Annotated in this window: 15 protein-coding genes; 5 read left to right on the forward strand and 10 right to left on the reverse strand. The window is 67.0% G+C overall.

The window, feature by feature from the left end:
* The 5 genes from flgK to msrB all read right to left on the reverse strand — a co-directional run bounded on the left by flgK (position 1) and on the right by msrB (position 6,969).
* Positions 1-1,872, reverse strand: a complete 1,872-nt coding sequence (gene flgK / locus VGV41_RS10510) for a flagellar hook-associated protein FlgK (protein ID WP_326863766.1) — start codon at positions 1,870-1,872, stop codon at positions 1-3.
* A gap of 34 nt (positions 1,873-1,906) precedes the next feature.
* A complete protein-coding gene (locus VGV41_RS10515; protein ID WP_326863767.1) occupies positions 1,907-3,634 on the reverse strand; it encodes a flagellar hook-basal body complex protein in 1,728 nt (575 codons plus the stop codon).
* Positions 3,635-3,909: 275 nt separating this feature from the next.
* The gene (locus VGV41_RS10520) at positions 3,910-4,701 is read right to left on the reverse strand and encodes a hypothetical protein (protein WP_326863768.1); all 792 of its coding nucleotides are present in this window, start codon (positions 4,699-4,701) and stop codon (positions 3,910-3,912) included.
* Between the two features lie 15 nt (positions 4,702-4,716).
* Positions 4,717-6,189 (reverse strand): asparagine synthetase B family protein, encoded by a 1,473-nt coding sequence (locus VGV41_RS10525; RefSeq protein WP_326863769.1) that lies wholly within the window; start codon positions 6,187-6,189, stop codon positions 4,717-4,719.
* A gap of 270 nt (positions 6,190-6,459) precedes the next feature.
* On the reverse strand, positions 6,460-6,969 hold the full coding sequence (msrB, locus tag VGV41_RS10530; protein WP_326863770.1) for a peptide-methionine (R)-S-oxide reductase MsrB: 510 nt from the start codon (positions 6,967-6,969) through the stop codon (positions 6,460-6,462).
* A gap of 184 nt (positions 6,970-7,153) precedes the next feature.
* Between msrB and VGV41_RS10535 the strand changes: the two genes are divergently transcribed.
* Both VGV41_RS10535 and VGV41_RS10540 read left to right on the forward strand, forming a co-directional pair.
* Positions 7,154-9,394 carry a tetratricopeptide repeat protein gene (locus tag VGV41_RS10535; RefSeq protein WP_326863771.1) on the forward strand — a complete coding sequence of 747 codons (2,241 nt, stop codon included), beginning with the start codon at positions 7,154-7,156 and terminating at the stop codon, positions 9,392-9,394.
* Between the two features lie 66 nt (positions 9,395-9,460).
* Positions 9,461-10,306, forward strand: a complete 846-nt coding sequence (locus VGV41_RS10540) for a MoxR family ATPase (protein ID WP_326863772.1) — start codon at positions 9,461-9,463, stop codon at positions 10,304-10,306.
* Positions 10,307-10,349: 43 nt separating this feature from the next.
* On the opposite strand, the gene VGV41_RS10545 is transcribed toward VGV41_RS10540, so the two are convergent.
* The 3 genes from VGV41_RS10545 to VGV41_RS10555 form a co-directional block, all read right to left on the reverse strand.
* Positions 10,350-11,066, reverse strand: coding sequence for a hypothetical protein (locus tag VGV41_RS10545; protein ID WP_326863773.1), 717 nt, complete (start codon positions 11,064-11,066; stop codon positions 10,350-10,352).
* Between the two features lie 40 nt (positions 11,067-11,106).
* Entirely contained in the window at positions 11,107-11,910 is an 804-nt protein-coding gene (locus VGV41_RS10550) for a MipA/OmpV family protein (protein WP_326863774.1), read from the reverse strand.
* A gap of 141 nt (positions 11,911-12,051) precedes the next feature.
* Positions 12,052-13,404: an FAD-dependent oxidoreductase gene (locus VGV41_RS10555; RefSeq protein ID WP_326863775.1), complete on the reverse strand. Its 1,353-nt coding sequence runs from the start codon at positions 13,402-13,404 to the stop codon at positions 12,052-12,054.
* A gap of 118 nt (positions 13,405-13,522) precedes the next feature.
* Here VGV41_RS10555 and VGV41_RS10560 point away from each other — a divergent pair, with 118 nt between their 5' ends.
* The gene (locus VGV41_RS10560; protein WP_326863776.1) at positions 13,523-14,047 is read left to right on the forward strand and encodes a histidine phosphatase family protein; all 525 of its coding nucleotides are present in this window, start codon (positions 13,523-13,525) and stop codon (positions 14,045-14,047) included.
* Positions 14,048-14,139: 92 nt separating this feature from the next.
* Here VGV41_RS10560 and VGV41_RS10565 read toward each other — a convergent pair whose 3' ends face one another.
* Both VGV41_RS10565 and VGV41_RS10570 read right to left on the reverse strand, forming a co-directional pair.
* A complete protein-coding gene (locus VGV41_RS10565) occupies positions 14,140-14,388 on the reverse strand; it encodes a hypothetical protein (RefSeq protein ID WP_326863777.1) in 249 nt (82 codons plus the stop codon).
* A 233-nt stretch (positions 14,389-14,621) separates the two neighbouring features.
* A complete protein-coding gene (locus tag VGV41_RS10570) occupies positions 14,622-15,263 on the reverse strand; it encodes a hypothetical protein (RefSeq protein WP_326863778.1) in 642 nt (213 codons plus the stop codon).
* Positions 15,264-15,396: 133 nt separating this feature from the next.
* Between VGV41_RS10570 and VGV41_RS10575 the strand changes: the two genes are divergently transcribed.
* Positions 15,397-16,905, forward strand: a complete 1,509-nt coding sequence (locus tag VGV41_RS10575) for a hypothetical protein (protein WP_326863779.1) — start codon at positions 15,397-15,399, stop codon at positions 16,903-16,905.
* 166 nt (positions 16,906-17,071) lie between these two features.
* Complete coding sequence (locus VGV41_RS10580) at positions 17,072-17,617, forward strand: PRC-barrel domain-containing protein (RefSeq protein WP_326863780.1); 546 nt, start codon at positions 17,072-17,074, stop codon at positions 17,615-17,617.
* Positions 17,618-17,634: the final 17 nt, after the last annotated feature.

Genomic DNA, 17,634 nt, shown 5'->3' on the forward strand with positions numbered 1-17,634 from the left:
TTACAGGCCCAGTTGCATCAGCGCGTTGAGCATGGTGTTGACGGTGGTCATCACGCGTGCGTTCGCCGCGTAAGCGTTCTGCAGGGTGAGCAGATTCGACATCTCCTGGTCGATATTCACGCCCGACGTGCTGGTGAAACGCTGCTGCAGCGCGCTGAGCACGACGTCCTGGCCCTGCTGAAGGTTGGTGGCGTTGTTGGCCGCCGTGCTCTGCACGCTGGTGATCTGGCTGAGGTAGGAACTGAGGGTGCCGCTGTAAGGCGAAGCCGCCGAGCCGATCCCCGCCGAGGGTGAAAAGCCCAGCGAGGCGCTGGCCATCTGGCCGTAGATGAAGTTGGGCCGCGTCGCATCGGCGGACGTCGTGCTCGCCTGGTAGGCGACGAGCGCGGACGGGTTGGCCAGCAAGCTGCCGTTCACGGTGATGCGCCCGGCGAGACCGACGCTCTGCGAACCGACCGACGTGATCGCGCCGGTATAGGGCTGGCCGCCGTCGGTGAACATCGGCAGTTGCACCGACCCGGTCAGCGACGTCGCCGTTGCCGTCGTCGACATGGCGTTCACGTCGACGGTATTCGCCGCGCCGTCGTCGAGGATCCGCAGCGTCGTGCCGGACGGGTTCGACGCCGTCATGCCGGTCGAGGAGAGAGCCGCGTTGATCTGCGACACGACCGAGGCCATGCCGCCGGAGAAATCGATGCCCACCACCTTGTCGTTGGGATTGGAGGTGGCGGAATTCTTCAGCGGCAACGCGGACGGGTCGTCGACGCGCATCAACGTCAGTTGATGCTGCGTGTTGGTCGCCGTGTCGGTGTAAGTGATCGACACCGTATTGCCGGCCGAGAGCGAGCCGACATCGACGTCGAAGCCGCTCTGCGCGCCCGATGTGGCGGCCGTGCCCGGCGTCGTCGTATCGGAGAGGCCGCTCGCCATGGCGCCGGCGAATTGGTCGAGCTGGGCCTGCGCCTGCACCAGCGTGGTGTCGCGCATCTGCAGATAGGCGGAGATCTCGCCGGAGCGGATCGCACCGTTGGCGATCAAATCTGTCTTCGCTCCGTTCGGCGAGGTGAGCGTAATTGTTCCGACCGTGGACTTGCTCGGGTCCGCACTCCATTGCGACTGCGCCGACATCGCGCCCTGAGCATTAAAGCTCAGGGTCGAGGCCTGACTGCCGCTAACGAGCTGGACACCCGAGCTTGTCAGCAGCGACACCTGGTTGTTGTCGCTGTTGATAACGCGGACGTCCATCAGCTTGGAGATCTGGTCGATATAGACGTCGCGCTGGTCCTGGAGCGCAGAATAAGCCGAATCCTGCTTCGAATAGGAGGCGAGCTGCCTGTTGATCTGCGCGATCTGCTGCAGATCGTTATTGGCCGTGTCGACGTCCTGTGAGATGCCGAGTTCGGCCTCGCCGCGCAGCGACTGGATGCTGCTCGACATGCTGTTGAGCTGCTGCGTCAGCGCCTGCCCGGCGCTGAGCACGGTCAGCTGCGTCGGCCCGTCGTTCGGCGTCGTGCCGAGTGCCTGCAGCGCCGAAGTGAAGTTGTTGAAGGTCGATTCCAGCGTCCCGCTTGAGCCGGGCGTGCCGTAGATGCCCTGCAGCTGCTTGTACATGTTGCTGACCGCGTCGGCGTAGCCAGCGCCCGCCGACTCGGTCCGCATCTGCGCCTGCACGAACTGATCGAGGACCCGGTTGATCGCATCGATCTGGACGGCGCTGCCGATCGTCCCCGAGGCGTTCTCGGTGATGGACGGAGTCTTGCGCACATAGCCCGGCGTCTGCGCATTGGCGACGTTGCCCGCGACCAGCGACATGCTGGTCTGGGTCACGGTCAGCCCGCTCAGTGCCGTCGAAAGTGCCTGCGTAAGACTCATTGCCTGAAATTCACCTCAAGGCGGCGCGTGCCGCTTACCGGATCATGCTGAGCAGGTCCTGCGACATCTGGTTCGCCGTGGTGATCACGCGCGTGTTGGCCGAATAGGCCTGCTGCGTCACGATCAGCTTGGTGAACTGGTCGGCGATGTCCGCATTCGATCCCTCCAGCGAGCCGCCGACCAGCTTGCCGCTCGCGCCCACCAGCGCCGGTCCGGAATCGCCGGTGACGGCGAACGCGCCGCCGCTGAGCGCCTTCAGGTTGTTCGGGCTGGCGAACGAATAGAGCGGTACCTCTGCGAGGTCGACGTTCTTGCCGTTGGTGAAGCTGCCGGTGATGCGGCCGTTGTCGCTGATCGAGATCGACTGCAACTGGCCCGGCGGATAGCCATCCTGGTTGAGGGAGGTGACGGTCACCGACCCGTTGGTCGACGAGAACTGCGTCAGCCCGTTGATCTTGATGGCGATGTTGCCGAGCGGGGTGCCGTCGATGGTGACGCCGGTCAGCGGCACCGAGCTGACGCTCGGATTGAGATTGCCGGTGGCGTCGAACGTGAAGTTGGTGCCGACGTTCTGCCAGGCGGTCGTCGTGCCGCTTGCGGTCGAGTTGGTCTGGTAGAACAGGTTCCAGGTGTCGGTGCCGGTGTCGGCGTTCGTGCCGTTCGCCGTCACCGAGGCCGCAGATGCATAGCCGAGCAGGCTGGCATTCGGGCTGCCCGAGCCCGTGAAGTTGTTGAGGGTCACCGTGTCGGCCGCGCCGGCGGTGCCGGTGCTGGTGAGGATCAGATGACCCGCGGTGTCGGTCGAGGCGTTGACGGTGATGCCGGCGGTGCCGTTGATTGCAGCTGCCAGTTCGCTGGGGCTGTACTTGCCCGCGCCGCCGGAGCCGGCGAACGTCGACTGCAGCGTAACCGTCGTGCCGTTGATGTCGAACGTGATGTTGCCGCCGCTGGCGTCGACCGTGCCGAGCGCGGTCGTGCCGGTGAGCGCGGCGTTCTGCGCCGGCAGGCCGGTGCTGTTGGTCTTGGCCCAGCGCAGCTGCGTGTTCACGGGCTGACCGGACGAATCGTAGGCGGTCACCGAGCCGCCATCGAGCGACTCGCTCAGGAACGTGGTGACATCCTGGCCCTGGACCACCCCAGTGCCGGCAACGGTCGGGTCGTTGTGGAAGCCGGTCACATTGAGGAGCTCGGATCCCGGGAACGCCGCATTGTAGGTGCCGGTGTGCGGCAGGCTCGGCAGGTTGGCGCCATAACTGATCGTCGTGGTCGCCGTCGCCGGCAGGAAGGCGTTGCTGAACTGCAGGGGCGCGACGGCGTTGCCGATCGGCGCATTGGTCTTCGGATCGATCGGGATGCCTTCGAGCGTAAAGCCGGCGCCGTTCACCAGGTAGCCGAACTGGTCCATCTGGAAGTCGCCGCGGCGCGTGTACATCGGATTGCTGTTGTAGATCGGCCCGCTGCTGTTCGAACCGGTCGGCTGCTGCACGGCGAAATAACCGTCGCCGTTGATGGCCATATAGGTCGAAACGGAGGCGTTGGTGATCGCGCCCTGCACGTTGTTGGTCGCCATCGAGCTGGCGATCACGCCGCCGGCGATCTGCTCGTTGGCCGGCGCGTCCGGCAGCAGATCCGAAAAATTCGTGCCGATCGCCTTGTAGGCGATGGTTTGCGAGTTCGCGATGTTGCCGGAGATGTTTTGCAAGGCGTAGGACTGGCTTTGCAAACCGTTCACTGCGGTATTCAGCGCGCCAAACAGACCCATATTGTCTCTCCACTGTCACGCGACGCTCACGCCCGATGAGCGGGCGCACGGACGATCGCAATGGCTGTCGCAATCCGCGTGCCAAGGAAAAGCCCAGATAAATCAAATCCTTGTGCGAGCGGTGCTGGCCGGCCTGTGGGGATGATTTGCCGCCGCCCGGCAGTTTTTGCCGGTGCGCCACCGGCAAGTCCTAGGCGCGCACGAAAATGCCCGCGCCGGCGCGGCGCAGGGCTTGAAATTGCAATTGATCGAGAGGTGAGGACCGGCGCGCCGCCTCAGGCGACGCTCGACAGCTCCGCGGCCGGCGCCGGCACGGCCGGCGAGAACTGCGTCGACAGGTCTCCGTAATAGGTGGTCGGCCCGACGTGGTTGAGGCGGCTCTGGAGGTCACCCCAGATCTCGCCGCCCATGTCGGTCCAGCGCTTGCAGAAGCTGAAGTCCTCGCTGAGATAGAGCCGGGTGACCGGCTCGATCATGCACTCGAAGAGCGCGAAGCGGTTGCGGCTGGCGTTAGCAAGCCCCGACACCGAGTGCTCGAAGTTGAACTGCAATTCGGGATGGTGCCGGCACATCTGCTCGAGCACGTGCCGGCGGATCATCAGGAAGCCGGTGCCGGCGTAACGGATGCGGGTGAAGCCCTCGCGCACCACGATATTGTCCGGGTCGTCGACTTCCAGCACGTAATTGAGCGCGGCGGAGCCAATATTGTCCTTGTTCGCCGCGATCGCCTTGCGCACCTTCGCCCAGTCGATGCGCTTTATCGGATAGGCGCCAGCGACCATGTCGTGGCCGCTCGCCAGCAGGCGGAAGACCTCCGCCGGCTCGAAGCCGATATCGGCATCGATGAAAAGAAGATGCGTCGCGGTCGGATCGTCGAGAAAATTCGCGACAATGTTCGCCCGCGCGCGGTTGATCAGGGCATCGCCGTCGCGCAGTTGCACCTTCAGCTCGACGTCGGCAACGTCGCGCACGGCCTTCTGCAGCTTGAACATCGAGGCGAAATAGATGGTCGAAATCTGTCCGCCGAAGCAAGGCGTGCCGACAACGAGGTTGATCTTCTCAGGCATGAATCGTCCCTCGGATCAGAGACTGGAGTGCGCGTAAGCTTTCAGCTTCTCGCGATGCCGCGCCACCGGGAAGGAGATCCAGGCGCGGTCGGTCAGATGCGGCACGCGATTGACGTCGACGGTCTGCGCGAGCTTGCGCAGATAATAGAGCTCTTCCTTCGTCTGCACGCTGAAGGCGGCGAATTCCTTCTGGCCGTCGCTCAAGTCGGCGTCGCTGATCGCCGCGTCGAAGCGGCGCTTCCAGCCGGAATCCTGCGGCGAGACGTCGAGCCCGGCGCCCTCCCCGAACGGCACTTTGGTGCGGTCGCGGATGCTGGCGGGCAGTTGGTCGGCATAGAGATTGTAGACGCCGCGCAGCGGCATCTTGCCGCTCGGCAGCCCGTTCAAGTCGCGCACCAGCGCCCCGGCTTCGAGGCCGAGCGCATAATTCACGACCTCCGGATCGAGATAGGGCTCGCGCATCTCGACCTGATGGCGCATGGCGCAACGGTCGACGCGCTGCAGGCTGATGCGGTGCATGAGCCCCAGGCAGTCCTCGCGGATTGCGCGCGCATTCTCGTCGTTCTCGGCGAAGGCGATTTCGAGCGGCGCATAACCGCAAAAGAGTTCGTCCGCCCCCTCCCCGCACAAGGCAACTCGGAAGCCATCGTCGTGCATGCGCTCCGCCGCCATCAGTGAGCAGACGGCGCCGCGCACCAGGTTCGGCTCGAAGGATTCGGTGGCGGCGACGACCTCGTCGATGCGGCCGAATACGGCGTCGCTCTCGGGATCGAACGGCACGATGCGCAGGTCGAAGCCGGTCTGCGCCGCGTAATCGGCGGCATAGCGGAAATCCGGCGCGTTCACGCTGCCGACGAAATAGCCCGGCGCCTCCGGCCGGTATTGCCGCGTGTAGTGGGCGATGAGCGTGCTGTCGATGCCGCCGGAAAACGAGATCGCCACCGGCAGATCGGGCGGCAGGCGCAGGCGCACGGCCTCGGACAGGATGTAGTCGAGCGCTTCCGGGCTGGCGTCGGTCGGCACAGCGGAGCGTGGGAAAACCGGCGACTTGAAGCGCGCGCAGGACTTGCGCGACAGCGCGTAGCCCGGCGGCAGCAGCATGACCTGATGCCGCTCGATGGTGTCGAGCAGGGGCCGCATCTCCGAGCAGAACACGAAGCCCTGCCCCGCCTGCACGACATAAAGCGGCTTGACGCCGAACGGGTCGCGCGCCGCGAGGAATTCGCCGGTGCCAACGTCGACCGCAACGAAGGCGTACATGCCGTTAAGGCGTTCGAGGGCGCCGAAGCCCCAGACCTGCAGCGCGTTCGCCAGCACCTCGGTGTCGGATTCGGTGCGGAACGGCACGCCGAGCGCGGTCAATTCGACGCGCAGTTCCTCGTGGTTGTAGATCTCGCCGTTGAACGAGACAGCCAGTTGCCCGTCGAAAGAGAATTGCGGCTGGATGGCGTGCTCGGCATCGACGATGCGCAGCCGGCGGGTGGCCATGGCCGTGTCCGGCCGCGGCGACACAACGGGATCGCTGACATCACCGCGGTGCAATATCCGGCCGATCAGCCGCTGAACAACAAGCTCTGCTTCGGGCCAGTTGATGGCGACCGCGACCCCGCACATGCGCATGCCTTTCGGTGACGGCCGCCGGTTCCCCCCGAGGCCTTTTTGCCCCGGAATCGCGAGAAAACAGGGCGCCGCCCGCGCATTCAGGGTTCGTTCACCATATTCGCCACAGGGTGAATTTTGACTTAACGGGAGCCACCCTCACGACGCGCCGGCAGGGGTCGGCTCGAACTTCAGCGCCAGCCCGTTCATGCAGTAGCGCAGGCCCGTCGGCTTCGGCCCGTCATTGAAGACGTGGCCGAGATGGCCGATGCAGCGGGCGCAGTGCACTTCGGTGCGGGCCATGAAGAACGAGCGGTCGGTCCTGGTCGCCACCGCTCCCGCCAGCGGCTGGTAGAAGCTCGGCCAGCCGGTGCCGCTGTCGAACTTGGTGTCGGAGGAGAACAGCGGCAGGTCGCAGCCGGCGCAGGCGAAGGTACCCTTGCGCTTCTCGTGGTCGAGCGCGCTCGAGCCGGCGCGCTCGGTGCCCTCCTCGCGCAGGATCCAGTACTGGTCTTTCGTCAGCCGCTTGCGCCACTCGGCGTCGGTCAGCTTCTTGAAATCAGTGGTGTCGGCGGCGGGCATGTCGTTGGCCTTCGTGGGGGTGCGGGTGGCGATGAGCGCGGCCACAGCCGCGCCGCCCATCAGCAGACTGCGTCGATCAAGTCGCATGGCTGGTCTCCCTGGTCTCAAGCCCCGCAGCGCGTCGCGCCGGACCGCCCTTCTCTACAACGCCGCCCGGGCCTGCCGCGTTCACATTGCGCTCACCCGCCCATCACGCCTGTGCGAGGGCCCTGCCCTCTGGACGACTCAGCAGGGCTTTTCTACCCATCGACGGCAGGGAGCCCCGCCGTTCATGCCGCCGTCGCCGCTGCCGCAAGCCGCCTCGCTCAATGTCGCGCAGGCCTTCGCCGAGGCCTTGCGCTGCCATGAGCAGGGCCGCCTCGCCGAGGCCGAGCGCCTCTACGCCATGGTGCTGATGGCGCGGCCGGAGCATTTCGAGGCGTTGCAGATGCTCGCCGTCCTCAAGCACGCCAAAGGCGAGCACGCGGAAGCGCTACGACTCATCGCGCAGGCAATGACGCTGCGCCGCCCCTCGCCGCAGATCCTGCTCAACTACGGCATGATCTTGCACGCGCTCAACCGCAGCGAGGAAGCGATCGCCAGCTTCGATCAGGCGCTGAAGCAGAAATCGAAATTCGCCGAGGCCCACAACAATCGCGGCGCCGTGCTGTCCGCGCTCCGCCGCGACCAAGAAGCGCTCGACAGCTTGCGCAAGGCCGTGGCGCTCAAGCCCGACTATGCCGATGCACAGTATAATCTCGGCTCGGCGCTGCGCGCGCTCGGCCGCCACGAAGAGGCGCTGACGCATTTCGATCGCGCGCTGACGCTGCGGCCGGACGATGCGCGCACGCACAACAATCGCGGCGCGGCGCTGGAAGCGCTGATGCGTTCTGCGGAAGCGCTCGCCGCCTACGACCGGGCCTTGGCGCTGACGCCCGACTTTCTCGAGGCGCGCAAGAATCGGGCCCGCGTGCTCATGCTGCTCAACCGCGCCGAGGAAGCGACCGAGAGCTTCACGGCGGCGCTGGCGCTTGCGCCCAACGATGCCCGTCTCTGGTATTTGCGCGGCCGCCACTTCATCGATCTCAACCGTAACGATGAAGCCCTTGCCGATCTGGCGCGTGCGCTGGCGCTAACCCCCGATGAGGCGGCCGCCCACTTCGCAGCCTGCATGGCGGAACTGCCGGTCGCCTTCACCGACGAGAACGAGCTTGCCTGCCGCCGCGCCGCCTACGAGCGCAAGCTGCGGACACTCGCCGCCGACGTAGAGGCGGGGCGCATCAATGGCGATCTCGTCAATGCCATCGGCGGGCAGCAGCCTTTCTTCCTCGCCTATCAGGGCGGCAACGACCGGCCGCTGCAGGAGATCTATGGCGGCATGGTCGCCACGATCGTCGGCCGCGCCTTTCCGCCGGCGCCCCTGCCGCCGCGGCCCGCGCCGGGCGAGCCGATCCGCATCGGCATCGCCAGCGCGTTCTTCTACGACCACTCGAACTGGAAGATCCCGATCAAGGGCTGGCTCGCCGGGCTCGACCGCACGCGCTTCCACGTCACGGGCTATCACCTCGGCGGCCCGCGCGACGCCGACACCGCGCTTGCCGAAACGATGTGCGACCGCTTCGTGCATCGCGCCCTCGACACCGCCGGCTGGCGGCGCGAGATCCTGGCCGATGCGCCGCACGTCCTGATCTATCCCGGCCTGTTGATGGACACGCAGTCGCTGCAACTCGCCGCACAGCGGCTGGCGCCGGTGCAGATGACATCCTGGGGCCATCCGGAAACGAGCGGCCTGCCGACGCTCGACTATTTCCTGTCGAGCGACCTGATGGAAGCGCCGGACGCGCAGGAGCATTACACCGAAAAGCTCGTGCGGCTGCCGAATCTGTCGATCTGCTACGAGCCGGTCGCGACGCAGCCGGAGCCGGTCACGCGCGCCGAGCTCGGCCTCCGCGAGGGCGCCACCGTGTTCTGGAGCGCGCAGTCGCTATACAAATATCTGCCGCGCCACGACCCCGTCTATCCGCGCATCGCTGCCACCGTACCGGATTGTCAGTTCGTCTTCCTCGAGCATCACGCCGGCCAGGGCGTCACGAGGCTGGTGCGCGAACGCCTCACCCGCGCCTTCGCCGCGCACGGCCTCGATGCGGCGCGCCACTGCGTCTTCCTGCCGCGCATGAGCCAGGCGAAGTTCGTCGGCGCCGCTGGCCTCGCCGACGTGTTCCTCGACAGCCTCGGTTGGTCGGCGTGCAACTCGGCGCTGGAAAGTCTGGCGCAGGAACTGCCCATCGTCACGCTCGCGGCGCCGATGATGCGCGGCCGCCACTGCGCCGCCATCCTGACCATGCTCGGCGTGCCGGAAACGATCGCGCACAGCGTCGACGACTACATCACCATCGCTGCGCGGCTGGCGCAGGACCAGGTCTTCCGCGCCGGCATCGTCGCGCGCATGGCCGCGCAAAAGCACCGCCTCTACCGCGACCGTGCGCCGGTCGAGGCGCTGCAGGATCTGATCGAGCGCGCCGTCCGCGGCTAGGCCCTTTGCGCGCCGCATTCCCGCCTATATGAATGCCGCAAGACCCGCCGGCGGGAAGGACATGACATGCGTTTCGAAGGCACCAGCGGCTACGTGGCGACCGACGATCTCAAGATCGCCGTGAACGCCGCCATCACGCTCGAGCGGCCGCTGCTGGTCAAAGGCGAGCCTGGCACAGGCAAGACCGTGCTGGCCCTCGAAGTAGCCAAGGCGATCGGCGCGCCGCTGATCGAGTGGCACGTCAAGTCGACCACCAAAGCGCAGCAGGGCCTCTACGAATACGACGCCGTCTCGCGCCTGCGCGACAGCCAACTCGGCGACGCGCGCGTGCAGGACATCCGCAACTACATCAAGCGCGGCAAATTGTGGGACGCCTTCGTCGCCGACGAGCGCCCGGTGCTGCTCATCGACGAGATCGACAAAGCCGACATCGAGTTTCCCAACGACCTGTTGCAGGAGCTCGATCGCATGGAGTTCTTCGTCTACGAGACGGGCGAGACGGTGAAGGCGCGCCGCCGCCCGATCGTGGTCATCACCTCGAACAACGAGAAGGAGCTGCCCGACGCCTTCCTGCGCCGCTGCTTCTTTCACTACATCCGCTTCCCCGACACCGACACGATGCGCGCCATCATCGAGGTGCACTTCCCCGGCATCAAGCAGCGACTCGTCGCCGAGGCGCTGCGGCTGTTCTACGAGATCCGCGAGGTGCCCGGCATGAAGAAGAAGCCGTCCACCTCCGAGCTGCTCGACTGGCTCAAATTGCTACTGGTCGAGGACATCGGCGCCGACATGCTGCGCGAGCGCGACCCGAAGAAGCTCATCCCGCCGCTGCACGGCGCGCTGATCAAGAACGAGCAGGACGTGCACCTGTTCGAGCGCCTCGCCTTCATGGCGAGAAGGGACGGCCGCTGACGCGGCCTCTGCATGGCGCGGCGCGAGCGGCGGTGAGCGGAAATCAGACCCCCGCCTTCTTCTCTTTCTTCTCCGGCTCGGCCGCCGGCGCCGCGTCCCTGAGCCAGCCCTGCGCGCGCGCATAGGCGACGATCCTGTCGCCGATGGCGCGGCCGAGCGCGTGCGTCTGCGCCTCGACGTCGGGCGACAGCCGGCCGGCGGCGGCGCTATCCGGCGGCAGCGCCGCGGCGACCGCGGCGAGGTCGACCTTCACCTTGCCGCTCGCCGGCTGCGCGGTGAAGCCGGTCAGCTTCTTCTTGCCGAAGGTGCCGAGTTCCTCCATCGACATCTCGGCGACGACCCCTCTGCGTCCGTCGCCGATACCGGCGCCCTTGCCCTTGTCGGCGCCCTCACCCGGCACCAGCCGGCCGCTGACGATGAGCGCGTTGTCCTTGAGCGACACGCCCTCGACGCTGCCCGGTGCGGCCTCGAGCCCGGCAGCGCGCACGGTGACCACCATGGCGGCGACGATCTCGTCGTTCACCCGGGCCAGCGTGCGCTCCTTGCGGATGTGGAACGGCAGGTCGTTCTTCTCCTTGCGCGACAGCCGCACGGTGTAGCCGCGATCGATCACGGTGACGTCGGGCGAATAGACGAAGTCGGTGACGACCACCGTCTTCGGCTTCGGCGTGCCGTTCGTGGAGGTCAGGTTGAGGCCATCGGTCTGGCAGCCGGCAAGCGCCAGGGCAGCCAGGGACAGGCAGATCGCAATTGCGCGCATGGATGAGAGGACTCGGACGGTGGTGTTCGGAGGCGCCCTACTACCACAATGCCGGCACGTCGAAAGAGTAAGTAATGCCGGTTCCCACCTGAATTTGGTCGCGCGCGCCGCGCTGGGTCACTAGCGGGGAATTGGCGGCATCGCCGTCCAGCTGCTGATATTCGAGATAAGTATAGGCCGTCCACTGCGGCGACCAGGTGTAGCGCGCCTGCGCGCCCAGCCCCCAGGAGTGGATGCCGCCCTTCGCGGTGTAGACCGGCAGCCCGGAGGTCACCGCTTGCGAGGCCGTCACGCTGTAATAGGGATCTTCCGCCTTGTCGGTGGCGAGCGTCAGCCGCGGGCCGCCGGACAGGGTCAGTTGCGGCGTCAGCGGCACGACGAAATCCGCGGTCAGATCGGAGACGATGCCGTGGTGGCCGCCGAAGCCCTGGCGCAGTTCTGCGCGCGTGCGCAGCCATGGCGTTAGCCAGTAATCGGCGAAGGCGCCGACCTCGAAGGCCCAGTCGACGCCCAGGCCGCGCAGGTCGGAATCATCGCTCTCGCGGCGAGGAAAGCGGATCTTCACCGCCGGACCGATGCGCAGGCGGCCGTTGTCATAGAGGCCGAAGCCGAAGCCGTCGCGCGGCGCGTGGAACGTCGGCGGCGTCCCGGCCTTGCGCAAGTCGAACAGCGGGAACGGCCGCAGCATGTAGCGGTCCGAGCCCTCATAGGTTGGGAGTACGCCGGCCTCGACGCCGAATGTGACGGTCCACTGGTTCGTGATCGCGGCCGGCTCGGTGGCCTGCGCGGCGACGCCGAAAGCAGCCAGCCCGATGACCGTCACTGCCGCACGAATGCCCTGCATTCCCACCCCATTACCGACGCGACCGGCGCTGCGATCGAACCATCGCCGGCACAGTAACACGGCGGCGGCTAATGAAAGCTCGCCGGCCCGCACTTGTTCGCACCGGCCGGTCAAACGATTGAACGCTGTGGCAATTTTGCGTCAGGCGGTTCCCTGATCGGCCGGCTTGGATGTGGCGCGGCGCACGCGCCGCCGCTCGGCACTCCGCGACCAGGCCGCACGCGCGGCGTTGACCGGCCCCGCGCCCCAATAGACGCTCTGGATCAGCGCGCGGCCGATGCGGCCGCCGGCCCACACCAGCTCGTAGGGCGCGAACAGCCGCCACGTCTCGTCATTGTCGATCATGCCGCGCGCGATGAGCTCGCCGGCCATCGCCGTCGTGTTGAGCCCGTGTCCGCCGAAGCCGCTCGCCAGCCACAGACCGGGCTCCAACTCGCCGATCTGCGGCATGTGGTGCACGGTGCGGCCGAGCGTGCCGCGCCACACCGAGGCGGCCGTGATCTCGCCGAGCGCCGGATAGTTGCGGCGGATGTCTCCTATGAGCGCGCGGGTGAAGCGCTGCGGCTCGGCCTCCCAGGTGCGCAGGCGGCCGGACCATTGCAGCCTCTGGTCGGAAGAGTTTGCGGCGCCGACGATGCGGTAGTGATTGTCGGCGCGCTCGCCGTCGCTGACCGCACCGCGATAGCGGATCACCTCGGCGAGATTGGCGATCGGCTCCGTCACCAGCACGAACGTGGTGAGCGGCAGCAACGTCGCCGCCAGCCGCGGCATCAGCGGACCGATATTCACATTGCCGGCGAGCACCACCTTCGACGCGCGCAGCCGCGCCGCCGGCGTGACGATGCGCTTGCGCACGCCGGCCGCATCGATCGACAGCGCCGGCGTATCCTCGAAGATGCGCGCGCCCGCCTTTTCTGCCAGTGCGGCGAGGCCGAGCGCGTAATTGAGCGGGTGGATGTGGAAAGCGTCGCGGTAATGCAGCGCGTTGAAATAGCGCGGATTGGGCAATCGCTCGCGCACGCGCTCCGTCGGCCAGAACTCGACGTCGGCGCCGATCCAGCGCAGCCGCTCGACCTCGGCGCGCTGCACGTCCGGCGTGTCGATCTTCGACACGGAAAGCCAGCCCGGCACCGGATCGACGCCCGGCATCGCCGTCTCCGCGATCGTGCGACGCACATAGTCGACGCCGCGCCCCGACAGCGCCCATAATTGCTTGGTGGCGTCGAGACCGACGCGCTCGATCGTGTCGCTGACGTCTTCCGAAAAACCCGGCAGCACGAAGCCGGTGTTGCGGCCGGAGGCAGCGCCGGCGACGCGCCGGCTCTCAAGCACGGCCACCGACCAACCGCGCTCGGCGACCTCGCGCGCGACGGTCAGGCCGGCGAGCCCGGCGCCGACGACGCAGACGTCCACGTCGAGGTCGAAATTCAGCCGCGCCCGCGACGGCGCCGAAACGCGCGTCGCCTCGTACCAGTTGCTCGTGTTCTCCGGCATTCCGGGCTTTTCCTGAGCGGCCCCCCGCGGGGGGCGCATGCTAGACTGCGGCAGATTCGAAATCGACCCTGGCGCGCCGCGCTAGAACCGCACCGCCGCGACCACGTTATACCCGACCATGCGCCGACTTTTCCTGTTCCGCCACGCCAAGGCCGAAAGCTCGCAGCCCGGGCAGAAGGACATCACGCGCGCGCTGATCGAGCGCGGCCGCCGCGACGCCGCGCGCATCGGCGGCTACATGGCGAGCCATGCGCTCATGCCCGACCGCGTGCTGGTCTCGCCGGCACGGCGGACGCAGGAAACGTGGAAATGTCTGTCCGGCGCGCTGAAGCCGGCGCCGGGCGCCGCCACGATCGAGAAGCTCTACGACGCGACGCCGCACACGATCCTCGCCGCCATCAAGGACGCGCCGCAGAACGCGCACACGCTGCTGATCGTCGGCCATAATCCCGGCCTGCACGAAATCGCGCTGATGCTGATCGCCTCCGGCGACATTGACGCGCGCGAGCGCCTGCGCGAGAAGCTGCCGACCTCTGGCCTCGTCATCATCGACTTCGCTTTTGATGATTGGAGCAAGTTGCATCCACAATCCGGCCGGCTGGAGCGTTTCGTCAGCCCGAAGACACTGGACGCCGCGGCCTGACCGCTCGCTCCCCCTCCTTTCGACCGGAGCTCACCGGACATAAAAGAGGCCGCCGTCGCCGGCGGCCTCTTTGAGGTCATCGCAATCGGCAATCAGCTCTGGCTGCCGATGCCGGCGTCGCGAACGGTGAAGTTCGACTGCTGCGCCGGGGCCTGCGCGAACGCGCCCATGCCACGGCCGTTGATCGCCTGCGCGTTGACCGGCTTGGCGACCGGACCGTTGGCGTAGACGTAGGTGTTGCGCTCGGCGAGCAGCGAGGCTTCCGGATCGGAGGCGAGCGCCGGCGCGACGGCCGAGATGGCCAACAGGGCGGCGGTGGCAAACTTGATGGTGAGCTTCATGGTAGGTCTCCAGGGTTGGTGTTGCGTGTCATGAGCAAGATGTCGCTCTTGCTGGGCCGTCATGTCGCGCCAACGCGGATCACACTCAACCAACATTGAAGTCACAGAATTTCGCGCACCCTTCACGCAAACGCGAGGCATGCGTCACCGCGCGAAGGGAATATTCATCAAGACGGCGCGGAGCGCATACGGCATCTACCGCGGCCATGATCGTGAGGACATTTTTGCGTCCGTCAGCCCTTCGGCAGCAGAGACGGCGGCGGCTCATTCACGCGATAGCGGCCGGGCCGGTTTCGGCCAAAGAACATCCATCCCTGGCGCACGAACAGCGCGAAGAAAATCGCGACGAAGACCGCGCCGGCGATCACGTGCGCCTGAAGCGCGCGCACGATCAGCATCGCCATCGCCAAGGTCACGCCGACGAACACGACGAGCCCCGGCCAGTAGATCAGCGGCGGCCGCCCGCGCTCGCAGTCGACCGCGACGCGCGCCGCGGCGAGACGCGCGTGCAGCTCGGAGACGAAGCGCGTATAGGCTGCGTCCTGCCGCTGCTGCTCGACCATGCTTTTCCATGTCGTCGAGACGATGCGCAGCGCCGGCGCCTTCAGCGCCCAGACTTCCGTGACAAAGCGATGACTTTGCATGCTGGTCGGGCGGTACGACAGGCGCAGCCCGCGCACGTCGCCATAAGGAATGAAGCCGGAGCGCGGGCCGGTTCTCCAGTCAATGCCGGCGGGCGTCAGGCTGAAATGCCAGCCGGCGCCGAGCAGTGACGAACGGTACTCGTATGACAGCGCCTCCCCGGAAGCGGAGGGATCGGCGCCTGTCGCGGCCGCGGGCGCTTTATCGGCGGCGCCAAAGTTCCCGTTAACCATGATGTCGCTTGATCCCGGTCAATTGCGGCTTTGGACGCCGCGATTGTTCCCAACGGTATTCATGTATAATATGTTAATTTCGGTAATCCGGTCGAAGACCGATCGGTCGGTTGCGTAGTTCGGGGGACGTCACATGGCGAAGCTGTCGGACATTTTCGGCCGCAAGAACGAAGGCGGCACCGACAAGGTCATCCCTTTGCCAGCTATGCCTTTGAAGGGCAATGGCCAGAGTGAGCACGAGGTCGAGACCTTGACCGAAGTCGGCTCGCGCATCGGCGAAGAGAACGAGGCGCTGCGCAACCTGCTCACCGACGCCGGCCGCAAGATCGGCGAGCTCGACGAGCTCAAGCTGGCCTTCGACCGCCTGGTGATGCCGTTCAATTCGACGCTGCGCTCGCTGGAGACGGAGAAGTCGCTGACGATGAGCTTGTCGGCGCGCCTCGACGAGCAGCGCGCGGCCTACGACACCCTGTGCAACGAATTCTACGCCACCGAGAAGAGGGCGACGCAACTCGGCGCCGAGACCGAGAAGCTGCGCGGCGATCTCGAACTGTCGCGCGAGAACGGCCGTGCGCTCGACAGCGCCCGCGCCGAATTGTCCGAGGAATTGAAGGCGCGCAACGCGCACATCGCCGAGCTCGAACGTCAGCTCGAGCAGGAGACCGCGCAGCGCCGCTCGCTGAGCGAGACGCGGCGCGCCATGCAGGAGCAGCTCGACGGCGCCGAGAAGCACATCGTCGCGCTCGAGGGCGAGCTCGCCGCCGCGCGCGAGCGCCTGGTGCTCACCGAGAACGAGAAGGCGTCGCTGCAGACCGCCGTCGATCAGGCGCATGCCGAAAATGCCCGCCTCACCCGCCGCCTGACCGACAGCGACAACACGCTGACGGCGACGCGCGCGCAGCTCGCCAAGCTCGAGGCGAGCTATGCCGAGGCCTATGGCGAACGCGGCCGGCTCGCTGCCGCGCTCGACGAGGCGAAGGAGCAACATCAGGCCGAGCGCAACACGCTGACCATGCGCCTCGACGGCCTGCAGTCGCGCGCCGCCACCGCCGAGCGCCTGCTCGCCGAGACGCGCGCCGGCCTTCTCTCTCGCACCGAAGAGGTGCGCGCCTTCGACCGCAAGGCGGTCGAAGCGACCATCGCCCGCGGCGCCGCCGAGCGCCGCCTGGCGCAGATCGAAGCCGCGCACGAGGCGCGCGAGCGGCAGATCCGCGATCTCGAGAGCGCCCGCGCCGTGCTGGCCGAGCGCAACAACGAGGTGACCAAGTCGCTCAAGTCGCGCGAAATGGCGCTGGCGCGGGCCGAGGAAACGGTCGCCACCCTGACAGCCCGCAACGGCCAGCTCGAGGCCGACGTCCAGGTCAGCCGGACCGGTATCGAGCGTCGCATCGAGGATCTCAATTCGGCGCTCGAACGCGAACGGCTGGAGCGCGCGGTGGTCGAAGGCGCGCTGGAGGCCGCGCGCGGCGACAATGCGCGGCTGCGCAGCGAGCTCGCCGGCCTGCGCATGAGCGTCAGGCGCGGCATCGCCTTCGACGACGCGCCGATGGCGCCTGCCGCCGAGCCGGTGCAGGAGGACACTGCCCTCTCCCTCGCCTCCTCCGAAGCGCCCTCGGTCGCCGCCGCCGGCCAGAAAGCGTAAAGCCGCGCCCACTTCGCGCGCGCGTGCGACCGAAGCGCGCGAGCGTTCCCGAATACCGTGATGTCCGGAACGTGACGTAGCGAAACCGCATTTCCTCCGAGGGCCGCGCGTGAATTGTCGCGCGCCCTGAAGTTCCACGGACCATCTGGAACGGAGAGGAGGCACTATGATCAAACGCAGCCTGACCGCAGCCGCGCTCGCCGCCGTGCTGGCGCTTCCCGCCTACGCGCAGATGTCCGGCACGAGCCCGGCCTCGACGCCGTCCGCCAATCAACCCGCGCCGGCGGTGAAGGCCGCCCCGACGGACTCGAATGACCAGGCCGGCTTCCTGCAGCAGCAGGATCAGGGCCAATGGCGCAGCTCGAAGCTGGTTGGCGCGAGCGTCTACGGTCCCGATAACAAGTCGATCGGCAGCATCGACGACCTGATCGTCGACCGGGAGGGCGGCATCAAGGCCGCGGTGATCGGCGTCGGCGGCTTTCTCGGCGTCGGCCAGAAGGACATAGCGGTGCCGTTCAGCGCGCTGAACATCCAGCGTAAGGCGAATTCGTCGTCGATCGACAGGATCACGGTGACCTACAGCAAGCAGCAGCTCTCGCAGGCGCCGACCTTCGCCTATTACCAGGTGCAGCCTTCGGGTACGGCGACGACCGGTGCGAACACGCCAGGCGCGGCCCCTGCTCCCGCGGGCGCGGGCGGTGCCCGCAAGTAAGCGATACCGCACGCGGC

Source organism: Pseudolabrys sp. (assembly GCF_035943735.1).
GTDB lineage: Bacteria > Pseudomonadota > Alphaproteobacteria > Rhizobiales > Xanthobacteraceae > Pseudolabrys.